This window comes from Bifidobacterium indicum, from assembly GCF_036987015.1.
GTDB classification, from domain to species: Bacteria; Actinomycetota; Actinomycetes; order Actinomycetales; family Bifidobacteriaceae; genus Bombiscardovia; species Bombiscardovia indica.
Map to the genome: position 1 here is coordinate 1 of NZ_BTXM01000001.1, position 21244 is coordinate 21244.

The window sequence follows — 21244 nt, forward strand, 5'->3', positions numbered from 1 at the left end:
GGCCGGGGTTCCGGACGGGTGCCGCCGTGGCCGCCGTGGGCAGGGCCAGGGCGAACAGGAGCACGGCCCCCAGACAGGTGCGGCCCATAGCCGTGAAACGAAGCATACCGTTGTTCCCCTTCCATACGGATGCGGGACGGACGTCGACAAGGACGGTCCGGCCCTCCGGGACCCGCACCCCCCGCATGCGCCACCCGACCACGGGCCGGACGCATACGATACGGACCCCACAACCAGCACCATACCACACCCAACGACACCACCGCACACGACAGCCACGCATCCCAAGGCATCCGGCCCCGACACGATCCCTGCCCACATCATCACCCTCGTCGGCAGACTCCTGACCGACTGCGTCGCACCATCGCCGTTGCGGTCATGTACATCACCATCCTGTACCTCGCGTACATAGGCTGAGGGAACGGCGGGGGCATAGCCCTCCTCATATTTTATTTGTAACCTCAGTACCAGTTGTGGGGAAGCCAGAAGCTCTGGGCGCCACAAGGATTGTTATACCGGCCCTGGATGTAACCCAGCCCCCAGGTAATCTGAGTGGTCGCGTTCTCATGCCAGTCCGCACCAGCCGACGCCAGCTTGTTCGCCGGCAGCGCCTGCGGTATCCCATAAGCACCGGACGAAGGGTTCTCCGCATTCCACCGCCAACCCGACTCATGGTTCCACACCCACACCAGGCACTCATACTGGTCATCACCCCAACCCTTGGCCGGAAGCATCGACCTGGCGATCTGCTTCGCCTGCCCGGGGCTCGCATGCGTGCCATCGGTCGACACCGCAGTCGCCGGAGTCGTCGATGAGGACGCACACTGCCACATCATCCTGCCGCCCTTGCCCTGACCAGTCGACCCGGCCGGCACCGTGGTATGCATCGACCCCGTGTACCGGTAGGCCTCCGTCATACCTGGGGAGGCGGGACCCACACCAATCTCCTCGTCGGCCCCGGACCCCTGGTCGCCCGGCCGGCCATCCTCGATGCCGCTCGGGAACGCATGCCTGGCACCCACGAAACCGCCACCGCACGATACATCTCAGTATGGGCCGCAGGGTTCACGACGATGTCACCCCGCTGCAGCGACTTGGCCGCGTCGGCCATGTTACCGCTCCAGGAGAAATGAGTGAACCCCATGCTCTGCAATATCGGCCCCATGGTGAACGTCGTGAACGGCCAACCATCACCGACCGGGAACCCTGCATGCTTGATCGCAAACCAATCCAGGCTCGAACAGTCGTAATCATGTTGCGAGTTGCGACGGGCCTGGCTGTACCCGTGGGACTGATCGGCCGCAATACCCTCCGCCCATGAGACATACGCCTCGATCGTCGGATTGGGTGAACGCCCCACATCCCCGGCCGCGACCACGGAAGCGCCTCCGGATTTCCTGCACCCCGCAAGGAAGTCCAACACATCCAAAGGAGAGCACGCCGACAGGACCAGCATGGTCAGGACACAGACCAGCAACGCCACCGGCCTCCGGGCCGTCCGCCACCTTCGGTTCATTGCGCTGTCCCGGAGCCGCCGGAAACCAGCCAATACGGGTTCTGTCCGGACACGGCGACATCGACGACATAGCAAGGCGTCTGCCTCGTCCCGTAGGGCAGCATCCCCGAACCCATAGGCGTGTACGGGTGACGCGCGTCATCGGGACCCTCGTTGCCCTCACGGTCCAGATGCACACTCCGTGTGCTGGCCGGGCAGAACGACGTCACCGCCCAGACGCCATCATCCATCGGCACATACAGGGTGTCGTACCCCACACGGACGATCGACTGCGGATCCGTCCGGGAGTCGACCTGCAGGCCCTCCGGCACCGGGAAAGCCGTCTCGCCCAGGTACCCGTTCGACAACACCATCGCATCACCTGCAGGCCGGTCCCAGGTGTCCCCCTGGCAGGATGGGGCGGCCGTCGCCGAACCGGGAAGGAGAAGCGCCGCCGCGAACGGCACGACCATGACCGCATGGGTCCTCGGCCTGGTCGACGCACAGCTCGGCATCGAACGCATCAAGGACCAGGACGGCCGCCTCGCCGACGACGGCCACCCCATCGACCCCGGCACCATGCCGCATCAGACCATCGACTGGAGGGGGCAGGAAAAAGCGGCCATGACGATCAGGCTCACCCCCGACCAGGGGCGGGCCGGTCGACCTGCTGTGCGAACGCTTCGGCCTGTCCCGCAGCGCCCTCGTCCGGTCACTCGCGGAGGTCCGACCAGAACCATGAGAGTACAAAGAGTACAAAGAGTACAAAGAGTACAAAGAGTACAAAGAGTACATAGGGTACAGAGAGTACAAAAACAAGAGCGGAGCAAGCTAGATGAATCGTATATACGATTCAAGCTTGACCCCACGTCCCGCCCTCCTGCGGAGGGTGTGACCGTCTACCCGAGGGCCGAAGGCCGAACAAGCCGGCATGCGCCGGCCGACCATGAACCAACAACCGGTAAGGGCCGACGATGAGCCGGGTCAGGCACGGCCTGACCCGGAGCGGCGCCGTCAGGACACGAGCCAAGGCGGCCACCCCCAGGACCAGGCTCGTGACGATCCGGGTCAATCAGGACGAGCTCGACGAACTCCACCAGCAGTCGAGGACCAGCGGGCGCAGCATAGCCAGCATCCTCATGGGCGGCCGGCGTGACCCGGAGCCGGGCCGGCGCCGGGAGGAGGGGAGCGGGGCCGAGGCGTTGGAGCTCGCACGCATCCGCATGGAGATCCACCGCATCGGCGTCAACGTCAATCAGGTGGCCCACCTCGTCAACGCCCGGCTCGAAGCCGACCCGAACCAGGTCGCCGACATGGTGGGCGCCACCAGGCGCATCGAGGAACTGCTCACCGAGGTCGACGCCCTGGTCGCGCGATCAAACGCAAGCCGGCTGAGAACAGCCGATGCGAAACACGGCCGGCATGAGAGAATCGAACCAGGACAGGAACGGAAGGAAGCACACGCATGAGCGGTCAAGAGGTGCTGGGCACCAGACAACTCGCAGGGCTGCTGTATTCGATGGGGCGCACGTTCGACGGGCTCCGGTCGACCTTCATGGCCACCGAGGAGTTCCTGCGCACGGGCAACCCCAAGGTCGTCAACTCGAAAGCCGACTACAACCTCCTGCTCGATCTCCGGCAGGCCGCGGAGCACACCCTCCATTACGACTACGCACACCACCCGATCGACCTGGAATACGTGAAGAGTATCAACGCTGAACTGACCAGGACCGCATCCATGGAACCCGGCAAGCTGCGCGACGAGCACACCCCCGTCATGGTCAACACCCTCCTGGGCAGGTACGAGCCCCCCACGCCCGACCCCGAAGCCATCGCCGCGCTGCTGGGCGACACCACCAGGAAAGAGGAGGGTGACGACCTTGAAAGGGCCGTCCGCCTGTTCGCCGGCCTGGCCAGGATGCAGCCGTTCGGCGACGGCAACAAGAGGATGGCGCTCCTCGCCGCCAACGGCCTGCTGATCGCCGACGGGAACAGGAACCCGCTCACCGTGCCCACCAGCGACAAGGACCGCACCTGGTTCAACCAGGAGCTGGCCGACTACTACCTCAACGACGACCGGACCATCATCGGCCACCTGGCCGCATGGAACAAACAGCAGGCCGGCCGAGAGGAGGATGGCGCCGACACCCTGTTCCGGATCCCCGACCAGACGCTCGGGAACCACCAGGGCGGCCCCACCCTGTGAGTCCCCCCATCTTCGGCCGGACCGAGCCGAGAATGGTGGGATGATTCCGAACATCACCAGGGGCTCCGACCCGGCCGGCCTGCTCAGATACCTCTTCGGCCGGGGACGCTCGAACGAACACAGCGACCAGCACATGGTGTGCGCCAGCCCCGCCATCACCGACTGCTTCGACCTGGACGGCCGGCCGACGACCTCCTTCAGCCGGATCGCGTACGAGCTCGACAGGTGGTACCGGCGTCTGGCGCAGGACGGGCAGCCCATGCCCCCGGACATGCGGGGCAGGAGGAACCCGGACCAAGAAGCCGGCAAGGACCGGATCTGGCACTGTTCTCTGGCCATCAAGGCCGGCCAGGGGATCATGGACGATCAGCAGTGGCGCCAGCTCGTCGAAGACTACCTGACCAGGATGGGCATACTCGACGACAGCGGAAGCGATGTCAGATGGGTGGCCGTCAGACACGGGCTGAGCAAGAACGGCAACGACCACGTCCACATCGTCGTCGACCTGGCCACATCCTCGGGTTGGATCAACCCCTTTCACGACCGGATCCTCGCCCAGGACTCCTGCAGGGCCATGGAACGCGACCGTCCCGAACTCACCACGCTCCTGGACGACCCCACGCGATCCATGACCACCTGGGAGTACCGCCAATGGAGACGCTGGGCCACATGGAAAGCAGAACACGACTGGACCGGCGCCGAACCGTTCGACTCGCTCGACGGCAGGACCAGGGCCGCCCTCATCAACCAGGTGGCCGCCGACACCATGTCCAGGCTCTCCCCGCCCAGTCTCGTCGAGGCATGCGCCAGAACCCCGCCCTCACCTGTATCCGAAAGGTGTGTACCATGAATATCACGCGCGGAGAAAAGCACGGTATTGCCAGCATCGGGCATGTGGAATGCTCCTAATGTCAGGGTGCATCCGGAGATCTTGGCGGTTGGTCGGATGCACCGGTGGTCATTTCACGGGAGTTCTCCTGGTCATTGAAATCAGGAGACCTTCCCTTTTATACGGGCTGTGGTGATTTGGATAAAGGGATGTCACTGATGCCTAAGACGAAGTCGGAGGACAGTCCGAAAAGTTGGTGAAGAGCAATCAGGTCCTTTTGCTGCCACGTGGTCTTACCCCGAACCTTGTTGCTTATGTTCACGGAGGTTTGGCCCAGGAGCCCGGCAAGGGCTGAAGAGGAGAGCCCCTGACTCTTTAACCACCAGTACATGTTTGACGTAAATCCTCATTACATAGCTAACTGACAGTCAAGGAACAGAGTACATTTTGACTTTGTGCAAACTTGGCGATCAACTAAAACAGTCAGTGAAAAAAAATGAGCTGTGCTCGGAAGAAGGAGCCACAATGAGTTCTGCAAGTACTGTTGTAGAGGCAACCTCCGAGGATCATGCAACTTATGAGGATGAGGTACTTCGATACAACATCAGGATGCTGCTTGCGGCCACTCCGGGGGTCAACCAAACGACCCTGGCCCGGATCTTTAACATCACGACCGCCGGAATGTCCTATAAGCTCAACAGGCCAGGCCGTTGATCTTTCAGAGACGTGATCCTCATCGCCGATGAGTTGGGAACCTCGATGCAGGCGCTGATGGATGATTCGGTTTACCGGCGTATGAATGACTGGACCTTGAAGAACCGGAAAGGTGCAGAGTTGGGTGACGATGACAGGATGGTGGATGGCAGAGCCCGCTATTTCCTTACGCCTGAGTCGTCAGAGTGCCCCGGATGCGATTCGAACGCACGACACCTTCTTTAGGAGAGAAGTGCTCTATCCCCTGAGCTACCGGGGCAACGCGTACTACTGTACCACGCATGGCGGCCAGGTCGGGCGGGTGGTGTTGCAGGGGTGCCGACTGGTTCCACGGGCTGAAAGGGGAGGGGTGGGCCTGTGGTCTGGTTAGAATGTTGCCTGCCCCAAATCGTATTCGGAAGGTGCCTATGTCGAAATTCCGGCAGTCTTTTCTGGTGCGGCTCGTGTTCGGGTGGTGGGCCCGGATTCTGGCTATTGCTTCCCTGCTGGTTCTGGGGGCGCGGATGCTTCCTGCCTGGTTCCCGGTGCTGCCCTACCTTCCCGATCTGGTGGCGATCACGCCCTGGTTCATCCTGGTCGACTTGCTTGCCCTGGTCCTGGCACTGACCGCGTCCAAGTGGATGACCGCCCTGATCCTGATCGGGGCCTTGGCCTTGAACGTCTCCTGGCAGTACCCTTTTTACGGCGGGGGTCAGGGCCTGTCGGACAAGACCCTGACGAACATGTCCCTGGGGCACCCGGACAGGACCGATGGGTCGGCCCGGGTCATGACCTTGAATGTGTACAAGGGACAGGCTGATGTGCGGACGATCGTCCAGACGGTCAAGGAGAACCGGGTGGAGGTTCTGGCGCTTCAGGAGGTAACGGATGACTTCGTCCAGCGCCTTGAGGATGCCGGCATTGATGAATACCTGCCCTATAAGAAGGTGTCCTCAGCGGATGGGAAGTACGGCAACGGCATATGGACAGCCACACCCATGGGGTCACCGGCTCGTGATGATGTGAACTCCCGGGCTTCGATGATGCCTGCGGGGAGCGTGGGCTTCAAGCATGGTTCCACCAGTATCCGCTTCATTTCGGTCCATACGACCTCGCCCACACCCGGAACCTGGTCATCCTGGCGCGACAGCATTGACGACATGAACAGCCTGAAGCGGCATACCCATACCAGGTATGTGTTGATGGGGGACTTCAACTCCACCTACGACCATGCCGTATTCCGCGATTTCCTGGGCGACAGGTTCCAGGACGCCGCACGCCTGGCCGGCCATGGCATGACCATGACCTGGCCGACCGACCGGGCTTGGGTCCCCAGGGGGGTCGCGATCGACCATGTGGTGGTGGATCAGGGCATCAGGGCCGGTCAGCTGCAGACCATGGTCATTCCCGGATCGGACCATGCCGCCCTGCTGTCCACCCTGGAGGTCGACTGAGTCTGGATGGCCTGATCTGACTTCTCAGGAATCCAGGTTGGACTGTGTGCCGGCCTGGGCGCCTGCACTGGCCTGCTCCTCCTGGGCGGCATCCAGCTTGGCCCTGACCTGCCCCAGGAGTTCCTGGGCCCGCTTGGCCAGGGCCTCGCCAATCTCCCACTGGCGCATGGAGGCATCCAGGTCCAGACCGCCGGCCTCCAGGGCCTGGACTGCCTGGATGAGCTGGTCGCGAGCCTGCTCGTAAGGGAGCTTGGTGATGGTCTCGCGCTCCTTGTCGGTCAGGGACGAGGCCAGTAGGGGTTCTTCCTGCTTGTCCTTCGCCTGTTTAGCGGTTGATTCGCTCATGGACGCTCCTTGTCGATTGTGTTTGTCGGTCTTGTCTGAAGTTTTCATACCCTATCTGATTCGCTGAGATTCAGCGGTCCGCATCGGCTTTACCGGCGACCACCGCTGATCGTAGCCGGCAGCAACGGCCGAGTGTGCCGGGTGGTCCCTGTCGGCTCTAGCCGACTGCCACCACCCTGGTTTCGATCTTGCCCTCCTTGACGGTGAGTGTCAGATCCTGATCCTGGGCCACCTGGTCCGGGCTGCTGACCACCCCGCCCTCAACGGTCTGTACCACCGCATATCCCCTGTCCAGGGTTGACTGGGGGGAGAGGGCGGTCAGGGAGGACTGGAGTTTCTCGACCGTCAGTGAGGCATCGTCCACAATCCGTCGCAGGGCGATGTCCAGACGGACCCGGGACTCGTCGACCAGACGCTGAGGCTTGTCCAGCATGGTCTGCGGCCGGGTCAGGCTGGGACGGTTGGCATATCCGTCGATCAGCCGGGTCTCGCCCTCGACCAGATTCCGGATCCGGGACTCGATTCGGGTCCGTGCCTCCATGATGATCGATTCCTGTTCGACCAGGTCGGGGGCCACCCGCTTGGCCGCATCGGTGGGGGTGGAGGCGCGCAGGTCGGCCGCCAGGTCAATCAGGGTCCAGTCGTCCTCATGCCCGATGGCTGAAACGATGGGGGTTTGGCAGGCCGCGGTCGCCCGGACCACGGCCTCGTCGGAGAAACCGAGCAGGTCCTCGAAGCTGCCGCCGCCCCTGGCCACGATGATGACATCGACGCTGGGGTCCTGGTCGAGTTTCCGGATGGCCTGGACCACCTCGGACGGGCACTGGGGACCCTGTACATGGGCATGGACCACGGTGAACTCGATTGTGGGCCAGCGCAGCCGGGCATTGGTGATGACATCACCCTCGGCCCTGGCCTTGGGGGCGCAGACCAGGCCGATCCGATTCGGGAACTCGGGCAGGGGGACCTTGTTCTCCGCGTCGAAGAGGCCCTCCCCCTTGAGTTTGCGTCTCAGTTCCTCGATCTGTTCCTTCAGGTCGCCGGTGCCGACCCGCTTGATCCGGTCGGCCATGAAGCTCAGCCTGGTCTGCTTGACCCAGAGGTCCGGCCGGCCATGCACCACCACCCGGTCGCCCTGGCGGAAGTCCCTGGCCTGGGTGGCGAAGGCCCGGAAGCCCATGACATTGATTGATATGTCTTCAAAGTCGTCGCGCAGGGTCAGATATGCGGAACCGGTGCGCCTGGTGTTGATTTCAACGATTTGCCCCTCGATCCAGGCCCCGGGCCAGCGGGCCACCGCATCGTGGTACTTCTGGCTGAGCACGCTGACCGGCCAGGGGTCCTCTTCGGTGGTGTCGCGGGCCAGCCTGGGCAGTTGGTCCAGAGGTTTGGGGGCCAGGCCGCACGACGATCCGATGTCGTAGGGTGCACCCATCGACCTGCCCATGTTCGAACCCATGTCTGTTCGCACCCGAGCCTCCTGACCCTTGGTTCACTTCGGCCGGACCATCCGACGGGCCGTCGCCCTCTTCGGCCTGGTCAGGCCTGCATATCCGTTCAGGTTCCCTCAATACGGGGACAATCCCGGTAGGCCTGTCCCGTCCTCGGGCCTGCAACCAGTTGATTTCGCCAAGGGCAAAGTCCTTGATTTCCCTAAGGATTGCAAAGGTCGGAATTGGTTCATTGGTGCGAATCCCAACTATTGCGCGGGCCCGGCTTATTCGTTCCTGGTCGGGCATCGAATGACGAGGACGAAAACACCCTCGGTAACAAGGCGGCTCGCACCCGGGCGGTAGCATTGGAACGGTAAGCCAGGCATGGTGTGGGTTCTGTTTTCGACCATCATCATGCGGCGGTCTCACGGATTGAGGTTGTTTCATGTCTGAAGGCGTCGACGCTGCCAGTCGATATAGGGGGACGGAGCCGGGGGATTCCCTGCGGGTGGGTCTGGACATCGGTTCCACCACCGTCAAGGCCGTGGTCCTGGGGGTCGATGATGGTCTCGACCAGGCACTCTTCAGCGACTATCGTCGTCACCATGCCAACGTGCGGCAGTGCGTGGCGGAGTTGGTCACCGACATCAGGCTCTCCCTGTCGCGTGCGGGGCTGGCGGAGAACCCCATCAGCCTGGTCATCACCGGGTCCGGCGGACTGGAACTGGCCGGTCAGCTCCACGCGGAGTTCGCCCAGGAGGTCATCGCCGAGACCGAGGCCATCAACGCCACCCATCCCGAAGGCGATGTGATCATCGAACTGGGGGGCGAGGATGCCAAGATCACCTACCTGAAGCCGACTCCCGAGCAGCGGATGAACGGGTCCTGCGCGGGTGGCACCGGTGCCTTCATCGATCAGATGGCCACACTGCTCAACACGGATGCCGCCGGTCTCAACGACATGGCGTCCAGGTACAAGACCATCTACCCAATCGCCTCCCGGTGTGGCGTCTTCGCCAAGTCGGACCTCCAACCCCTGATCAACGACGGGGCCGCCAAGGAGGATTTGGCCGCATCGATTTTCAACGCCGTCGCCACCCAGACCATATCCGGCCTGGCATGCGGCCGCCCCATCCGTGGCAACGTGATCTTCCTGGGTGGTCCGCTCTTCTTCATGAGCGAGCTCAGGGAGTCCTTCAAGCGAATCCTCCAGGACAGGGTCAGCCGGTACATCATCCCGGAGAACGCCCACCTGTATGTGGCCTATGGTGCCGCCATCATGGCGGGCCGTCACGATCAGGACGGTCAGGATGACTCGGCACGGGTGGAGACCGACTATTCCCCCGAGACCGACGTGAACGATCCCTTCGGGCCCGCTTGGGGCCTGGATCAGGACGAGGTGGACAGGGCCGGATCCGCCAGGGCCACCGATCTGGACAAGCTGGCCCTGCAGGATGCCATGCAGGACGGCCGGACCGTCACCACCCTGGTCGGTGACGGTGAGGGCGGTCGTCCGGATGTGGAAACCGACTCCCGGGCGGTCGGGGCCGGTCAGGGTGCCCGTCATGGAATGAATTTCGACCTGACCTCACTGGACGGGGTCCTGTCGGCCCTGGAGGGTCTGGAGAACATGCCGTCGACGGCCAGGACCATCCGGCCCCTCTTCATGGATGAGCAGGAGCGCAAGGAGTTCGATGACCGGCACGGTTCGCAGGTCATCCCCACCGGTGATCTGAGCGGGGCCAAGGGACCCCACTTCCTGGGCATTGATGCGGGCAGTACCACCATCAAGGCCGTTCTGGTCGATGACGACAAGACCATAGTCTGGTCCACCTATGGGGTTCACAAGGACAGCCCTCTGATCGCCGCCGCCGATATCGTCAAGGAGGTCAGGAGGGCCCTGCCCGAGGGTGCCTACATAGCCAGGGCCTGCGCCACCGGTTATGGCGAGGGGCTCATAACGGCCGGTCTGCATGTGGACGAGGGCGTGGTCGAGACCATGGCCCATTACAGGGCAGCCGAGGAGATCAGCCCCGGGGTCACGTCCGTCATCGACATCGGCGGCCAGGACATGAAGTACATCGCCGTCAATGACGGTGTCATCGATTCGATCTGCGTCAACGAGGCCTGCTCGGCGGGTTGCGGGTCCTTCCTGCAGACCTTCGCCCGGTCCATGGGGATCAGCATCCAGGAATTCACCCAGCAGGCCCTGGCCTCCGGGGCCCCAACCGACCTGGGGTCCCGGTGCACCGTCTTCATGAATTCCTCGGTCAAGCAGGCCCAGAAGGAGGGTGCCTCCCCGGAGGACATCGCCGCCGGCCTCTGCTATTCCGTGGTCAGGAATGCCCTCTACAAGGTCATCAAGTTGCGCGACGCCAACGCCCTGGGGCCGGTCGTCGTGGTCCAGGGAGGGACCTTCCTCAACGACGCGGTACTGCGGGCCTTTGAGCTTCTGACCGGTCGCCAGGTGACCAGGCCCAACATCGCCGGGCTGATGGGGGCCTATGGCGCCGCACTGACGGCCCGCATGCACTGCCCCCAGAATGAGGAGGTCGAGGTGGCCGTGGCGGGCAACCCACGCCTTGGGCATCCCTCCATAACCATGCGCGACGGGGGGAAGTCGATGGGGGCCACCCCCACGACCCCCAACAAGGTACCAATCCCAGGTGGGGCCGGGGTTTCCGGGGCGACGGCCATGAAGGCCGAACCACGTGGTGCCATCAAGGGCCGCCCCCGGGAATCGACTGTGGCCGGCGCCAAGAACGAGCAGGGGTTCAGATCCACCATGCCGGACATCCAGGTCGAGGAGGACCATGTGGTCAGCTCCATCCTGGCCGGGGAACAGCTGGACAACCTGTCCATGACCACCACCCACGATGTATGCAAGCTCTGCCAGAACCACTGCAAGCTGACCATCACCGAATTCGAGGACGGCGGCCGCTACGTGACGGGGAACCGCTGCGAACGTGGCGGGGATAAGAACCGGAGGCGCTCCGACAGGCCCAATCTCTACGACTTCAAGTACAAGAGGGCCTTCGCCTACCGCCGCCTGACCCCGGACAAGGCCACCAGGGGCGATATCGGCATCCCCCGGGTGCTCAACATGTACGAGGACTACCCGTTCTGGTTCACCCTCCTGACCAGCCTGGGATTCCGGGTCATGATTTCGGGAAGGTCCAACCACGAGCTCTTCGAGAGCGGGATGGAATCCATCGCCTCCGAGAACATCTGTTACCCGGCCAAGCTTGTCCATGGGCACATCCACTCGCTCCTGGACAAGGGGATCAAGACCATTTTCTACCCCTGTGTCACCTATGAGCAGGAGCTGGTGCCCGACACGGACAACCACTACAACTGCCCCATCGTGGCCAACTATCCGGTGGTGATCGAGGCCAACATGGCCGAACTCAAGGAGGATGGGGTCCGGTTCATGAGGCCCTACTTCAACCTGTCCAACAGGGAGAAGATGGTCGAGCGGGTCGTCAAGGTCTTCGACTGGGCCGGCGTTGGCGAGGAGGAGGCCCGGGGCGCCGTCCAGGAGGCCTACCGCGAGGATGCCCGTTTCAAGGAGGATGTCCGGCAGGAGGGGTTGCGGGCCCTGGCCTACATGCAGGAGTACGGGGTCAAGGGTGTGGTCCTGTCCGGCAGGCCCTACCATGTGGATCCCGAGGTCAACCACGGCATCCCCGAGACCATCTGTTCCCTGGGCATGGCCGTGCTCTCCGAGGACTCCATCTGTGAGCTGGACGTGCACGATATGCCCAAGCTGAGCGATTACATCATCCCTGCCGCGGGGGAACGTGCCCTGGCCTCCAACAACCCCAATGCCGGCGAGTTCCGCAAGACGGTTCCGAACTTCGGCGACGGCCGGCAAAAGATGCCCCTGAGGGTGACCGACCAGTGGGCCTACCACTCCAGGCTGTATTCCGCGGCGCGGTTCGTCTCCGAGTACCCCGACCTGCAGCTGGTCCAGCTGGTCAGCTTCGGGTGCGGTGTGGATGCCATCACCACCGATCAGGTCCAGGAGATCCTGGCCGACAAGGGCGATGTCTATACCCAGCTGAAGATCGACGAGGTCTCCAACCTGGGGGCCGCCAAGATTCGTCTGCGCTCGCTGAAGGCCGCCATGGATGAACGCCACCAGCGTGATCTGGACATGAACGCGGCAGGCGAGGTCCCGGCGGCTGCCCAAGCTGAGAATGCCGACCTCTCCCTTGGTGGGGTCCAGGAGGAGGATACCGGTATTTCCTTGGATTCCGTCAATGAAGATGCTGCCGAAAGCACTATAGAGGTGGAAGGGACCGAAGGGGCCGCTGTGCCCGTCAAGGCACAATCCGACGGGTTCCGGTCCACGAACGCCCAGAGGATCAGCCTGTCCGGAAACAAGGCCGATATCGTGGCCCTGGCCCGGTTCGTCGCCCTGCACGATAAGAGCGACCAGGGTCTGGTGAGCCTCCACCCCATGGGCATCAGGCCCATGCGGGAGGCCATGGCCTCGCGGCAGAAGGAGGCGGACCAGGGGTCGGTAAAGACCGGAACCTCCCAGGGGCAGGATGCGGAGAAGCAGGCAGGTACCGGACCCAAGGGTGACATGGATGCCAAGACCGGTGAGGCTGCTGCCAAGCCGACCATGTCCAAGTATGCCAAGGAGCATCGCTTCACCAAGGCCATGGGGCACAAGTACACCGTAGTGGCACCACAGATGTCGCCCGTGCACTTCTCCCTCCTGGAGGCGGTCTTCTCCAGTGCCGACTACCACTTCGAGCTGCTGAAGCACGCCACGGCCGAAGACATCAACACCGGGGTCAAGTATGTCAACAACGACGCCTGCTTCCCGGCCATCATCGTGGTGGGCCAGCTGGTCAACGCCTTCATCTCGGGGAAGTTCGACCCCCATAGGTGTGCGGTCATCGTCACCCAGACCGGCGGCATGTGCAGGGCCACCAACTACTACGGCCTCCTGCGCAAGGCCCTGGCCGATGCCGGATACGGCTATGTGCCCATCATCACGCTGAGCGTTCAGGGGTTCAGGGCCAATCCTGGCCTTCGGGTCACCCCGGCCCTCCTGCACCGTGCCGTCAAGGCCTTCTACCTGGGTGACGCCATGATCGAGTGCCTGCTCAGGATCCGACCCTATGAGCAGGAGCCCGGCTCGGCCAACAGGCTCTACAAGCTCTGGGACACGATCTGCAAGGAGACCATCGAGCACCACGGATACTCCAAGACCGCCAGGAGGGTTTACGGCCGCGGCTACCTGCCCTACAACACCCTGATGAAGCGGATGATCCGGGCCTTCGATGACCTGCCCCTGCGTGACATACCCCGCAAACCCAGGGTGGGCGTGGTCGGAGAAATCCTGGTCAAGTATCATCCTGACGCCAACAACCATGTGGTCGACCTGATTGAGAGCCAGGGGTGCGAGGCGGTCCTGCCGGGGGTCTGCGACTTCATGGTCAATGGAATCTCCAATGCCGAGTGGAACGAGGAGATGCTGGGCACCGGCGGCCAGGTGGGTGTCAAGAAGATCGTCCTCAGGGCGGCGGACGTCTACCGTGCACCGATGATCGCCGGTTTCAAGGCCTCCAAGGGGAAGTTCGACATTCCGGCCCACATCAGCAAGCTGAGGCAGAAGGCGGCTACGGTCACCTCCCTTGGGGTCCAGGCCGGCGAGGGCTGGCTCCTGACCGGCGAGATCATCGAGCTGATCCAGTCCGGCGCCCCCAACATCGTCTGTGCCCAGCCTTTCGCCTGCCTGCCCAACCATGTGACGGGGCGCGGCATGTTCGGCAAGATCCGCAGGACCTATCCCGAGGCCAACATCGTCTCCATCGACTACGATCCGGGTGCCTCGGAGGCCAACCAGCTCAACAGGATCAAGCTGATGATCGCCGCTGCGAAAAAGCACGGCGACCGGGAAGACCTGAACCCGGACCAGGGGGATGCCGCAGCGGTCGGGGCATCGGAATCGACCGGTCGGGGTATGCAGCAGGAAGGCCTGGAGTCCGATGATTCCGGCCTCGTGCTGGACGATGACCGGAAGAAGGTCCTGGAGAGCCTGTAGCCAAGCCGGGGCTGGCGAATGTAAATGGTACCCGCCGGCCCGGAACCGTTCACCTTCCATCCGGAGGGGTGAATACGGCCCGCCCCACCGTGGGGAGGTCCGTCAGAACCAAGGAGAGAGGGGTATCCATGACCAGCCGCGAGGAGATCATGGCACTACTGGACACCGACCAGATCTATATTGCCGATACGCCTGAGATGAAGGAGATCCAGGACGCCCAACAGGATATGGTCTTTGACTTCAATGCCTGCCGTCCTTCCCAGGTGGAGGAGAAGCAGGCCCTCTGCAGGAAGATGTTCGGTTCCTTCGGCGAGGGAAGCTGGGTGGAGGGGCCGGTCCGGGCCAATTGGGCCTGCAACACCTACTGGGGGAGCAGGTGCTACGCCAACTTCAACCTGGTTTTGGTGGATGACGGGCGTATCGATATCGGCGACCACACCATGTTCGGACCCAACGTCACCATCGTCACCACAGGCCACGCCATCCGCCCCGATGTGCGCGAGTGCGGTACTCCCCAGTTCACGGTTCCGGTCACCATCGGCAGAAACGTGTGGATCGGGGCCGGGGCCATCATCATGCCGGGCGTTACCATCGGAGACAATACGGTCATCGGGGCCGGATCCCTGGTCAGCAAGGACATTCCCTCCGACGTGGTTGCCTACGGTCACCCCTGCACGGTCGTTCGACCCATTGACGACCACGACTATAAGTACTTCTGGAAGGACCGCAGGTACCAGGCCCCCTATGACGTCCGTCCCTTCAGAATGGGCCAGGAAGGCTGATTCCATGCATTGCATCGGACTGGTGTGATCGGTTTGGCCGGACATCCCCGTCTTGCATCCGTCCGGTCACGGTGATTTCGGTCAGCGGCAGTCATCCCAGGTCGGGGAGGGGAAGAGCAGGTTCCTGAACCGTTTCCACTCCTGGACATAGTCGATCTCCGGCTTGCGCAGCAGACGTATCTGAATGCCGTCCATGACTTCCAGGCTCATCCTAACGTAGTCCCGCATGTCCCTTTCCCACTCCAGGCCGTCGGGGAGTTTCCAAGGAAAGGCGGAATAATGTTCCCATACGCTGTCTGGTCTGCGGATGAAATAGTCATGCAGGGGGTGGTTGGGTGCAATGGCCTCTGTTTGCAGGACCGTATAGAGCCGGGTGAGTTCGGGCCGTCCGGCATTATGCTCAACCAGGTAATCGAAATAGGCCGGAAGACGGGGGTGGGTTGGATCTGATCCGGGTAGTCCCGTCTGGACGAATTCCTCGGGTGTGCCGTTGACATCATAGATATCGGTGACGAGGAGGGAGAGCAGGCCTTCCTTGCTGCCTACATAATGGAGAATGCCGGGCTGTGACATCCCCACCAGGTCGGCTACATCCTTGAGCGAGATGCCGTTATAGCCATGCCGGCTAATGAGGTGAGCTGCGGCCCGGGTAATTTCCGCTCGTCTGGTTTCCGGGGTTTTTCTGGTTCGGCTCGCCATGTCTGTGGTCCCGCAGCTCCTTTTCTTCCTTATGTGCTCGGTCATTTCCGGTTCGATGCTATTCATCCTACATGGGGACGGGCGTACAGAGCCTCGGCAGCATGGCTTGGGGACGATTCCGCCCTCCGGATTTCCTCTGGAGCAGAAAGGGCGAGCTTCTCGACGGTAATTAGATCAGCGACTTGACAAACTTATCGAGTGGTCGTTAGATATAAATATCTAATGCATATTAGATATGTTGCCTACCATGCATTGGATATGTCAGAGAAGACTAGTGTGAAAGAGGTCGACACGATGAGCGACTCGGTAACCCCGGAGTTGGGGAATTCAGAGCGTCTGCAGGCGCACAAGGCAGCCCTGGCCGCAGCCGAAAAAGATCCGCTGCTATCGCCCGAAACAGGTAAGCCGGTACCCAGGAAGACCCTGCTCAGGTTTGGCGCGAGCTTCCTGTTGTTCGGTGTTCTGTGGATGTCGGGGTTGGGAATCGTCAGCATCGTGCTCCTGCCAGAGCATCTGAAGCAGGTACCGGGTGTGGCTCCAGAGGCATTGATGGGCATCGTCAATGCCTGTACCGCCGTGGCCTCGCTGGTTTCCAACCTGCTTTTCGGTAATTTCTCGGATCGCAGCCGTTCCCGGTACGGTCGCAGGACCCCCTGGATCATCGGAGGCGCTCTCCTGGGCGGTGTGACCCTCTTCTTGACGGGTATGACCACAAACCCGATCCTGTTGACCATCGTGTACTGTCTCTGCATGTTCGGTCTGAACTGCATGATCGCCCCCATGGTGGCCATCCTGTCTGACCGTGTGCCCTCGGGCGTGCGTGGAACCCTGTCCGCCTTCTACGGTGCAGGTTCCACCATCGGCTCGCCCATCGGTTCCCTGATCGGTGCATCCATGGTGACCCATATGCTCCCAGGCTTCATCCTCGCCGGCGTGCTCATGTTCCTCGGTGGCATCGTGGCCATACTGATCATGCCCAGGGAAAGTTCCGCCGCCTACCTGCCCAAGGACGAGGGCACCTTCAAGGACGTTCTCAGGTCCTTCCAGCCGCCACGCTTCCATGGAGCTCACGACTTCTACAAGGCCTTTGCCGGCAGGCTCTGCATGCTGTTGAGCTACCAGATGATCTCCGCCTACCAGATGTACATCGTCGAGAAGTACGTGGGGCAGTCGGTGACCCAGGCCGCCGCCACCATCTCCGTCATGTCCATCATCACGATGGTCGTATCCCTCCTGGGTTCCCTGGTCTCAGGGCCCATATCGGACATCATCGGCCGCCGCAAGGTGCCTGTGATCATCGCCTCGGTACTCTTTGCCATCGGCATCGCCATGCCGTGGGTCAGCCCGACGGTCATGGGCATGTACCTCTATGCAGGCATCGCCGGCTTCGGATATGGTGTCTATTCCTCGGTCGATCAAGCTCTGAACGTCGATGTTCTGCCCAGCAAGGATGAGGCGGGCAAGGACCTCGGTATCCTCAACCTGGCCACCACACTTGGCCAGATGACGGGTCCTCTGGTCATGTCCTTCATCACCCTGACCTGGGGTTATGCCGCTGCCTTCCCCACAGCCATCGCCGCTGCTCTGATCGGCTGCGTCTTCATCATGACGATCAAGGGCGTCAAATAAATAAAGAATCAAATGCTTGACCCCGCTTACGATCACAACGTTTTGGTGTGCGAGCGGGGTTGGTACAGACAAGCAATCCACAAAAGGAGCGGAAACCATGACCATGAATACCTCTTCCGATGCAGAACCGGTATGGATCGAGACCACGCGGGATCAGACACTGCAGACCCGACACCTTGATGTCGGGGTGGCGGCAGCTTCTCAGGACCTGGTGTCAACCGGCAAGGAACTTCAGACCCTGAGAGGGTTCGGAGGATGCTTCAATGAGCTCGGCTGGTTGCCCCTGCAGAAGCTGGGGAGGGAGGACCAGGACCGGATCATCCGGGATCTCTTCAGCCCCGATGAACTGAATCTGGCCTTCAACCGGACCCCGGTCGCGGCCAATGACTTCGCTGCAGGCTGGTACAGCTACGACGAGACCGATGGCGACTACGGTCTGGAAGATTTCAGTGTCGAGCACGATGAACAGACGCTGATTCCCTATATCCGTCGTGCCCAGGAGCTCCAACCGGGCATGGGGCTCTTCGCCAGCCCCTGGAGCCCTCCCACCTGGATGAAGAATCCAAAGGCCTACAACTACGGCCGTATCGTCATGACCCCCGAGAACCTCAAAGCCTATGCCCGTTACCTTCTCAGGTACGTGCAGGAATATGACAGACGGGGCATCCACATCGATCAGCTCCATGTCCAGAATGAGGTCTTCGCCGATCAGAAGTTTCCATCCTGCCTCTGGTCAAGTGAGGACATGCGCATCTTCATCCGTGACTATCTGGGACCGCTCTTCGCCAAGGAGGCTCCCGAGACCTCCATCTTCCTGGGTACCCTCAACGGTCCCGAGGACATGAAGTTCGGTCCCGAGGGCATCACCCTGGAGAACTACAACAGGTATGTTGACAACATCCTGTTCGATGACGAGTGCCGTCGGTACATCTCCGGAATCGGGTACCAGTGGGCAGGCCAGCACGACATCGAGCGCACCCATCAGTCCTGGCCCGAGATCGAGCTGGAGCAGACGGAATCCGAATGCGGCATGGGCAACAACACCTGGGAGTACGCAGAGTACGTCTTCTCCCTGATCAACCGTTACTTCCGTGCCGGAGCCACCTGTTACACCTATTGGAACATGATCCTGGGCGAGGGCATATCGACCTGGGGGTGGAGGCAGAACTCCCTTTTCTCGATTGATACGGCAACCGGCGTGGTCCGGCGTAACCCTGAATACTACGTGATGAGGCACTTTTCCCACTACGTGCGTCCGGGCGCCCGACTCCTTGAAACCCGGGGGCACTTCAGCTCCATGTCACTGGCCTTCAGGAACCCTGACGGTACGATTGTGGTAGTCGCTCAGAACGCCCTGGATCGCCCCATGCCCTTCTCCTTCTCATCAGGAGAGCGTGGTGCAAGCTCCGCGCAGGGGTTCCGGGTGACGCTGGAACCGCGCTCCTTCAACACCTTCCTCCTGTAGATCGGAGATTCCAATGTCTGATAAGACCACACGATCCCGGGATTCGTCGGATCCACATGGGCCTCAAGGCCGTGTTCCGGACAGGACGATCTTCGGGTGCGCCTACTACGACGAGTACATGCCGGAGCAGCGGACGGACCAGGACATGGCCATGATGAAGGCCGCTGGAATCAATACCATCCGCATAGCCGAATCCACCTGGAGCACCTTGGAACCCCAGCCCGGGTTCTTCGACTTCACCCATGTGGACCGCGCCCTGGATGCTGCAGGCAGGGCGGGTATCGATGTCATCGTCGGTACGCCCACGTATGCGGTTCCGGCCTGGTTGGCTGCCATGCATCCCGATGTGTTGGCGGTCACCCCCCAGGGGCCCACCCGGTACGGGGCCCGACAGATCATGGACATCGTCAACCCCTCTTACCGCTACTACGGCGAGCGGGTCATCCGCAAGCTCATCAGCCATGTCGCCCAGAGAAAAGAGGTGATTGGATACCAGGTCGATAACGAAACCAAGTACTACGACTCGGTTTCGCCCGACATGCAGCGGCTCTTCGTCAAGGATCTGCGGCAGCGGTTCGATGACGATCTCGATCGCCTCAATGCCGCCTACGGCTTGGATTACTGGTCCAACAGGATTGATTCCTGGGAGGACTTCCCCGATGTCACCGGGACCATCAACGGGTCCCTGGGGGCTGCCTTTGACCACTTCCGCCGGACGCAGGTCAGTCGGTACCTGGCCTGGCAGGCCGGCATCGTGCGTGAATACGCTCGCGACGACCAGTTCGTTACCCATAATTTCGATTTTGATTGGAGTCCGGGCTGGTCCTATGGGGTCCAGCCTGCAGTCGATCACTTCGAGGCGGCCCCCTGCCTGGATATCGCCGGAGTGGACATCTATCACCCCACTGAGGATGACCTGACCGGAAAGGAAATCGCCTTCGGTGGGGACATGGCCCGAAGCATCAAGGGCGGGGCCAATTATCTTGTGCTGGAGACCGAAGCCCAGGGGCAGCACGGTTGGTTGCCCTATCCCGGGCAGTTGCGTCTTCAGGCCTATAGCCACCTGGCCTCCGGGGCGGATGGTGTCATGTACTGGCATTGGCATTCCATCCACAACTCATTCGAGACCTACTGGAAGGGTCTGCTCTCTCATGATATGGAGCCCAATCCGACCTATGAGGAGGCCGGTCGGTTCGGCAGGCAGATAGGGCAGAAGGAGGTGGGGGAGCATCTGGTGCACCTCCACAAGCGGAACAAGGTCGCCATCATGGTGGGCAACGATTCCCTGACTGCTCTGAATTGGTTCTCCCTGGAAACGGGTTTCCCCCGTCGGGATGGGGAGATTTCCTACAACGACGTGGTCAGGAGGGTCTATGACGCCCTCTTCGAGCTCAACATCGAGTGCGATTTCGTCAATGACCGGGCTGATGCCGACCTTCTGGGACGCTATGGCATGCTTATCGTCCCTGCCCTGTACAGCACGGATGAGGAAACTCTGAAGTCGCTTGCGTGTTACGTCGAGCGGGGCGGTCATCTGGTGGCAACACTCAGGTCCTTCGTCACCGATGAGAATCTGAAGGTTTGGCACGACAAGGCTCCGCACCTCCTGACGGAGGTATTCGGCATAGACTACAACCAATTCACCCGTCCGGGCAAGGATCTGAATCTGGACCTGACCATGGCGGATGGCGATCGTCCCGTCAGCCAGGGACTCATAGAGCTCTTGAAGGCACACCCCGGTACTCGGGTCCTGGCGCATTACGACCATCCGGTCTGGGGGCGGTATGCGGCCGTGACCCGTCACGGTTACGGTCGGGGCAGCGCCGAATGGATCGGCACCCTTCCTTCGGCGGAGGGGATGCGGGGTCTTCTCGCTGAGGCGGCTGATGCCGCAGGTGTCACCGGTCCGGCCAGGGACCTGGTTGGTAAGGTCAGTGTGCGGGAAGGTATCAACGCGCTGGGGGAACAGGTTACCTATCTGCTCAACTACAGTACCGAACCTGTTCGAATCGAATCACCCTTCGAAGGCCGCCTCCTGGTGGCCGATGGGGAGTCGGAACCGGAACGCAGCATTTCAGCCGGGCAGACCCTGAACATCGGTCCTTGGGATCTGGCGATCATCATCAAGTAGTCATCTCATAAGGAAGGTGCCC

17 protein-coding genes and 1 tRNA gene are annotated in these 21244 nt (G+C 61.8%); 10 read left to right on the plus strand and 8 right to left on the minus strand.

What is annotated here, in order from left to right; translation table 11 throughout:
- Positions 1 to 461 precede the first annotated feature (461 nt).
- Genes AACP59_RS09425 through AACP59_RS00015 form a run of 4 tightly spaced genes read right to left on the minus strand, consistent with a single transcriptional unit; the run spans position 462 to position 2083 of the window.
- The gene (locus tag AACP59_RS09425; protein WP_370465990.1) at positions 462 to 1022 is read right to left on the minus strand and encodes an aggregation-promoting factor C-terminal-like domain-containing protein; all 561 of its coding nucleotides are present in this window, start codon (positions 1020 to 1022) and stop codon (positions 462 to 464) included.
- Positions 914 to 1516, minus strand: a complete 603-nt coding sequence (locus AACP59_RS09430) for a peptidoglycan amidohydrolase family protein (RefSeq protein WP_370465918.1) — start codon at positions 1514 to 1516, stop codon at positions 914 to 916. Before AACP59_RS09430 ends, AACP59_RS09425 begins: the two co-directional genes overlap by 109 nt.
- Positions 1513 to 1869 (minus strand): hypothetical protein, encoded by a 357-nt coding sequence (locus tag AACP59_RS00010; protein ID WP_339349242.1) that lies wholly within the window; start codon positions 1867 to 1869, stop codon positions 1513 to 1515. The genes AACP59_RS09430 and AACP59_RS00010 overlap by 4 nt, the downstream gene beginning before the upstream one ends.
- 4 nt (positions 1870 to 1873) lie before the next feature.
- Positions 1874 to 2083 carry a hypothetical protein gene (locus tag AACP59_RS00015; protein ID WP_339349244.1) on the minus strand — a complete coding sequence of 70 codons (210 nt, stop codon included), beginning with the start codon at positions 2081 to 2083 and terminating at the stop codon, positions 1874 to 1876.
- 386 nt (positions 2084 to 2469) lie between these two features.
- Between AACP59_RS00015 and mobC the strand changes: the two genes are divergently transcribed.
- From mobC to AACP59_RS00035, 4 genes are all read left to right on the plus strand, one after another.
- Positions 2470 to 2964: a plasmid mobilization relaxosome protein MobC gene (gene mobC / locus AACP59_RS00020; protein WP_339349246.1), complete on the plus strand. Its 495-nt coding sequence runs from the start codon at positions 2470 to 2472 to the stop codon at positions 2962 to 2964.
- A complete protein-coding gene (locus tag AACP59_RS00025) occupies positions 2961 to 3701 on the plus strand; it encodes a Fic family protein (RefSeq protein WP_339349247.1) in 741 nt (246 codons plus the stop codon). The genes mobC and AACP59_RS00025 overlap by 4 nt, the downstream gene beginning before the upstream one ends.
- A gap of 40 nt (positions 3702 to 3741) precedes the next feature.
- Positions 3742 to 4551 carry a relaxase/mobilization nuclease domain-containing protein gene (locus tag AACP59_RS00030; protein ID WP_339349248.1) on the plus strand — a complete coding sequence of 270 codons (810 nt, stop codon included), beginning with the start codon at positions 3742 to 3744 and terminating at the stop codon, positions 4549 to 4551.
- Positions 4552 to 5055: 504 nt separating this feature from the next.
- The gene (locus tag AACP59_RS00035; RefSeq protein WP_339349249.1) at positions 5056 to 5244 is read left to right on the plus strand and encodes a hypothetical protein; all 189 of its coding nucleotides are present in this window, start codon (positions 5056 to 5058) and stop codon (positions 5242 to 5244) included.
- Positions 5245 to 5430: 186 nt separating this feature from the next.
- Here AACP59_RS00035 and AACP59_RS00040 read toward each other — a convergent pair.
- Positions 5431 to 5503, minus strand: a tRNA-Arg gene (locus AACP59_RS00040).
- Positions 5504 to 5651: 148 nt separating this feature from the next.
- Here AACP59_RS00040 and AACP59_RS00045 point away from each other — a divergent pair.
- A complete protein-coding gene (locus AACP59_RS00045; protein ID WP_339349251.1) occupies positions 5652 to 6677 on the plus strand; it encodes an endonuclease/exonuclease/phosphatase family protein in 1026 nt (341 codons plus the stop codon).
- A 24-nt stretch (positions 6678 to 6701) separates the two neighbouring features.
- Here the strand turns inward: AACP59_RS00045 and AACP59_RS00050 are convergent, their stop codons facing one another.
- Both AACP59_RS00050 and xseA read right to left on the minus strand, forming a co-directional pair.
- Positions 6702 to 7022: an exodeoxyribonuclease VII small subunit gene (locus tag AACP59_RS00050; protein ID WP_297317438.1), complete on the minus strand. Its 321-nt coding sequence runs from the start codon at positions 7020 to 7022 to the stop codon at positions 6702 to 6704.
- A 157-nt stretch (positions 7023 to 7179) separates the two neighbouring features.
- Positions 7180 to 8469: an exodeoxyribonuclease VII large subunit gene (gene xseA / locus AACP59_RS00055; RefSeq protein WP_339349253.1), complete on the minus strand. Its 1290-nt coding sequence runs from the start codon at positions 8467 to 8469 to the stop codon at positions 7180 to 7182.
- A gap of 431 nt (positions 8470 to 8900) precedes the next feature.
- On the opposite strand from xseA, the gene AACP59_RS00060 reads away from it, so the two are divergent.
- Entirely contained in the window at positions 8901 to 14516 is a 5616-nt protein-coding gene (locus AACP59_RS00060) for an acyl-CoA dehydratase activase-related protein (RefSeq protein ID WP_370465919.1), read from the plus strand.
- Between the two features lie 128 nt (positions 14517 to 14644).
- On the plus strand, positions 14645 to 15298 hold the full coding sequence (locus tag AACP59_RS00065) for a sugar O-acetyltransferase (RefSeq protein WP_339349255.1): 654 nt from the start codon (positions 14645 to 14647) through the stop codon (positions 15296 to 15298).
- 81 nt (positions 15299 to 15379) lie between these two features.
- Here AACP59_RS00065 and AACP59_RS00070 read toward each other — a convergent pair whose 3' ends face one another.
- Complete coding sequence (locus AACP59_RS00070) at positions 15380 to 15997, minus strand: TetR/AcrR family transcriptional regulator (protein ID WP_339349257.1); 618 nt, start codon at positions 15995 to 15997, stop codon at positions 15380 to 15382.
- Positions 15998 to 16291: 294 nt separating this feature from the next.
- On the opposite strand from AACP59_RS00070, the gene AACP59_RS00075 reads away from it, so the two are divergent.
- The 3 genes from AACP59_RS00075 to AACP59_RS00085 all read left to right on the plus strand — a co-directional run bounded on the left by AACP59_RS00075 (position 16292) and on the right by AACP59_RS00085 (position 21222).
- Positions 16292 to 17626, plus strand: a complete 1335-nt coding sequence (locus AACP59_RS00075; RefSeq protein WP_297316874.1) for an MFS transporter — start codon at positions 16292 to 16294, stop codon at positions 17624 to 17626.
- A gap of 97 nt (positions 17627 to 17723) precedes the next feature.
- Positions 17724 to 19091: a glycoside hydrolase family 30 protein gene (locus AACP59_RS00080; protein ID WP_297316868.1), complete on the plus strand. Its 1368-nt coding sequence runs from the start codon at positions 17724 to 17726 to the stop codon at positions 19089 to 19091.
- Positions 19092 to 19104: 13 nt separating this feature from the next.
- A complete protein-coding gene (locus AACP59_RS00085; protein ID WP_339349261.1) occupies positions 19105 to 21222 on the plus strand; it encodes a beta-galactosidase in 2118 nt (705 codons plus the stop codon).
- Positions 21223 to 21244 lie beyond the last annotated feature (22 nt).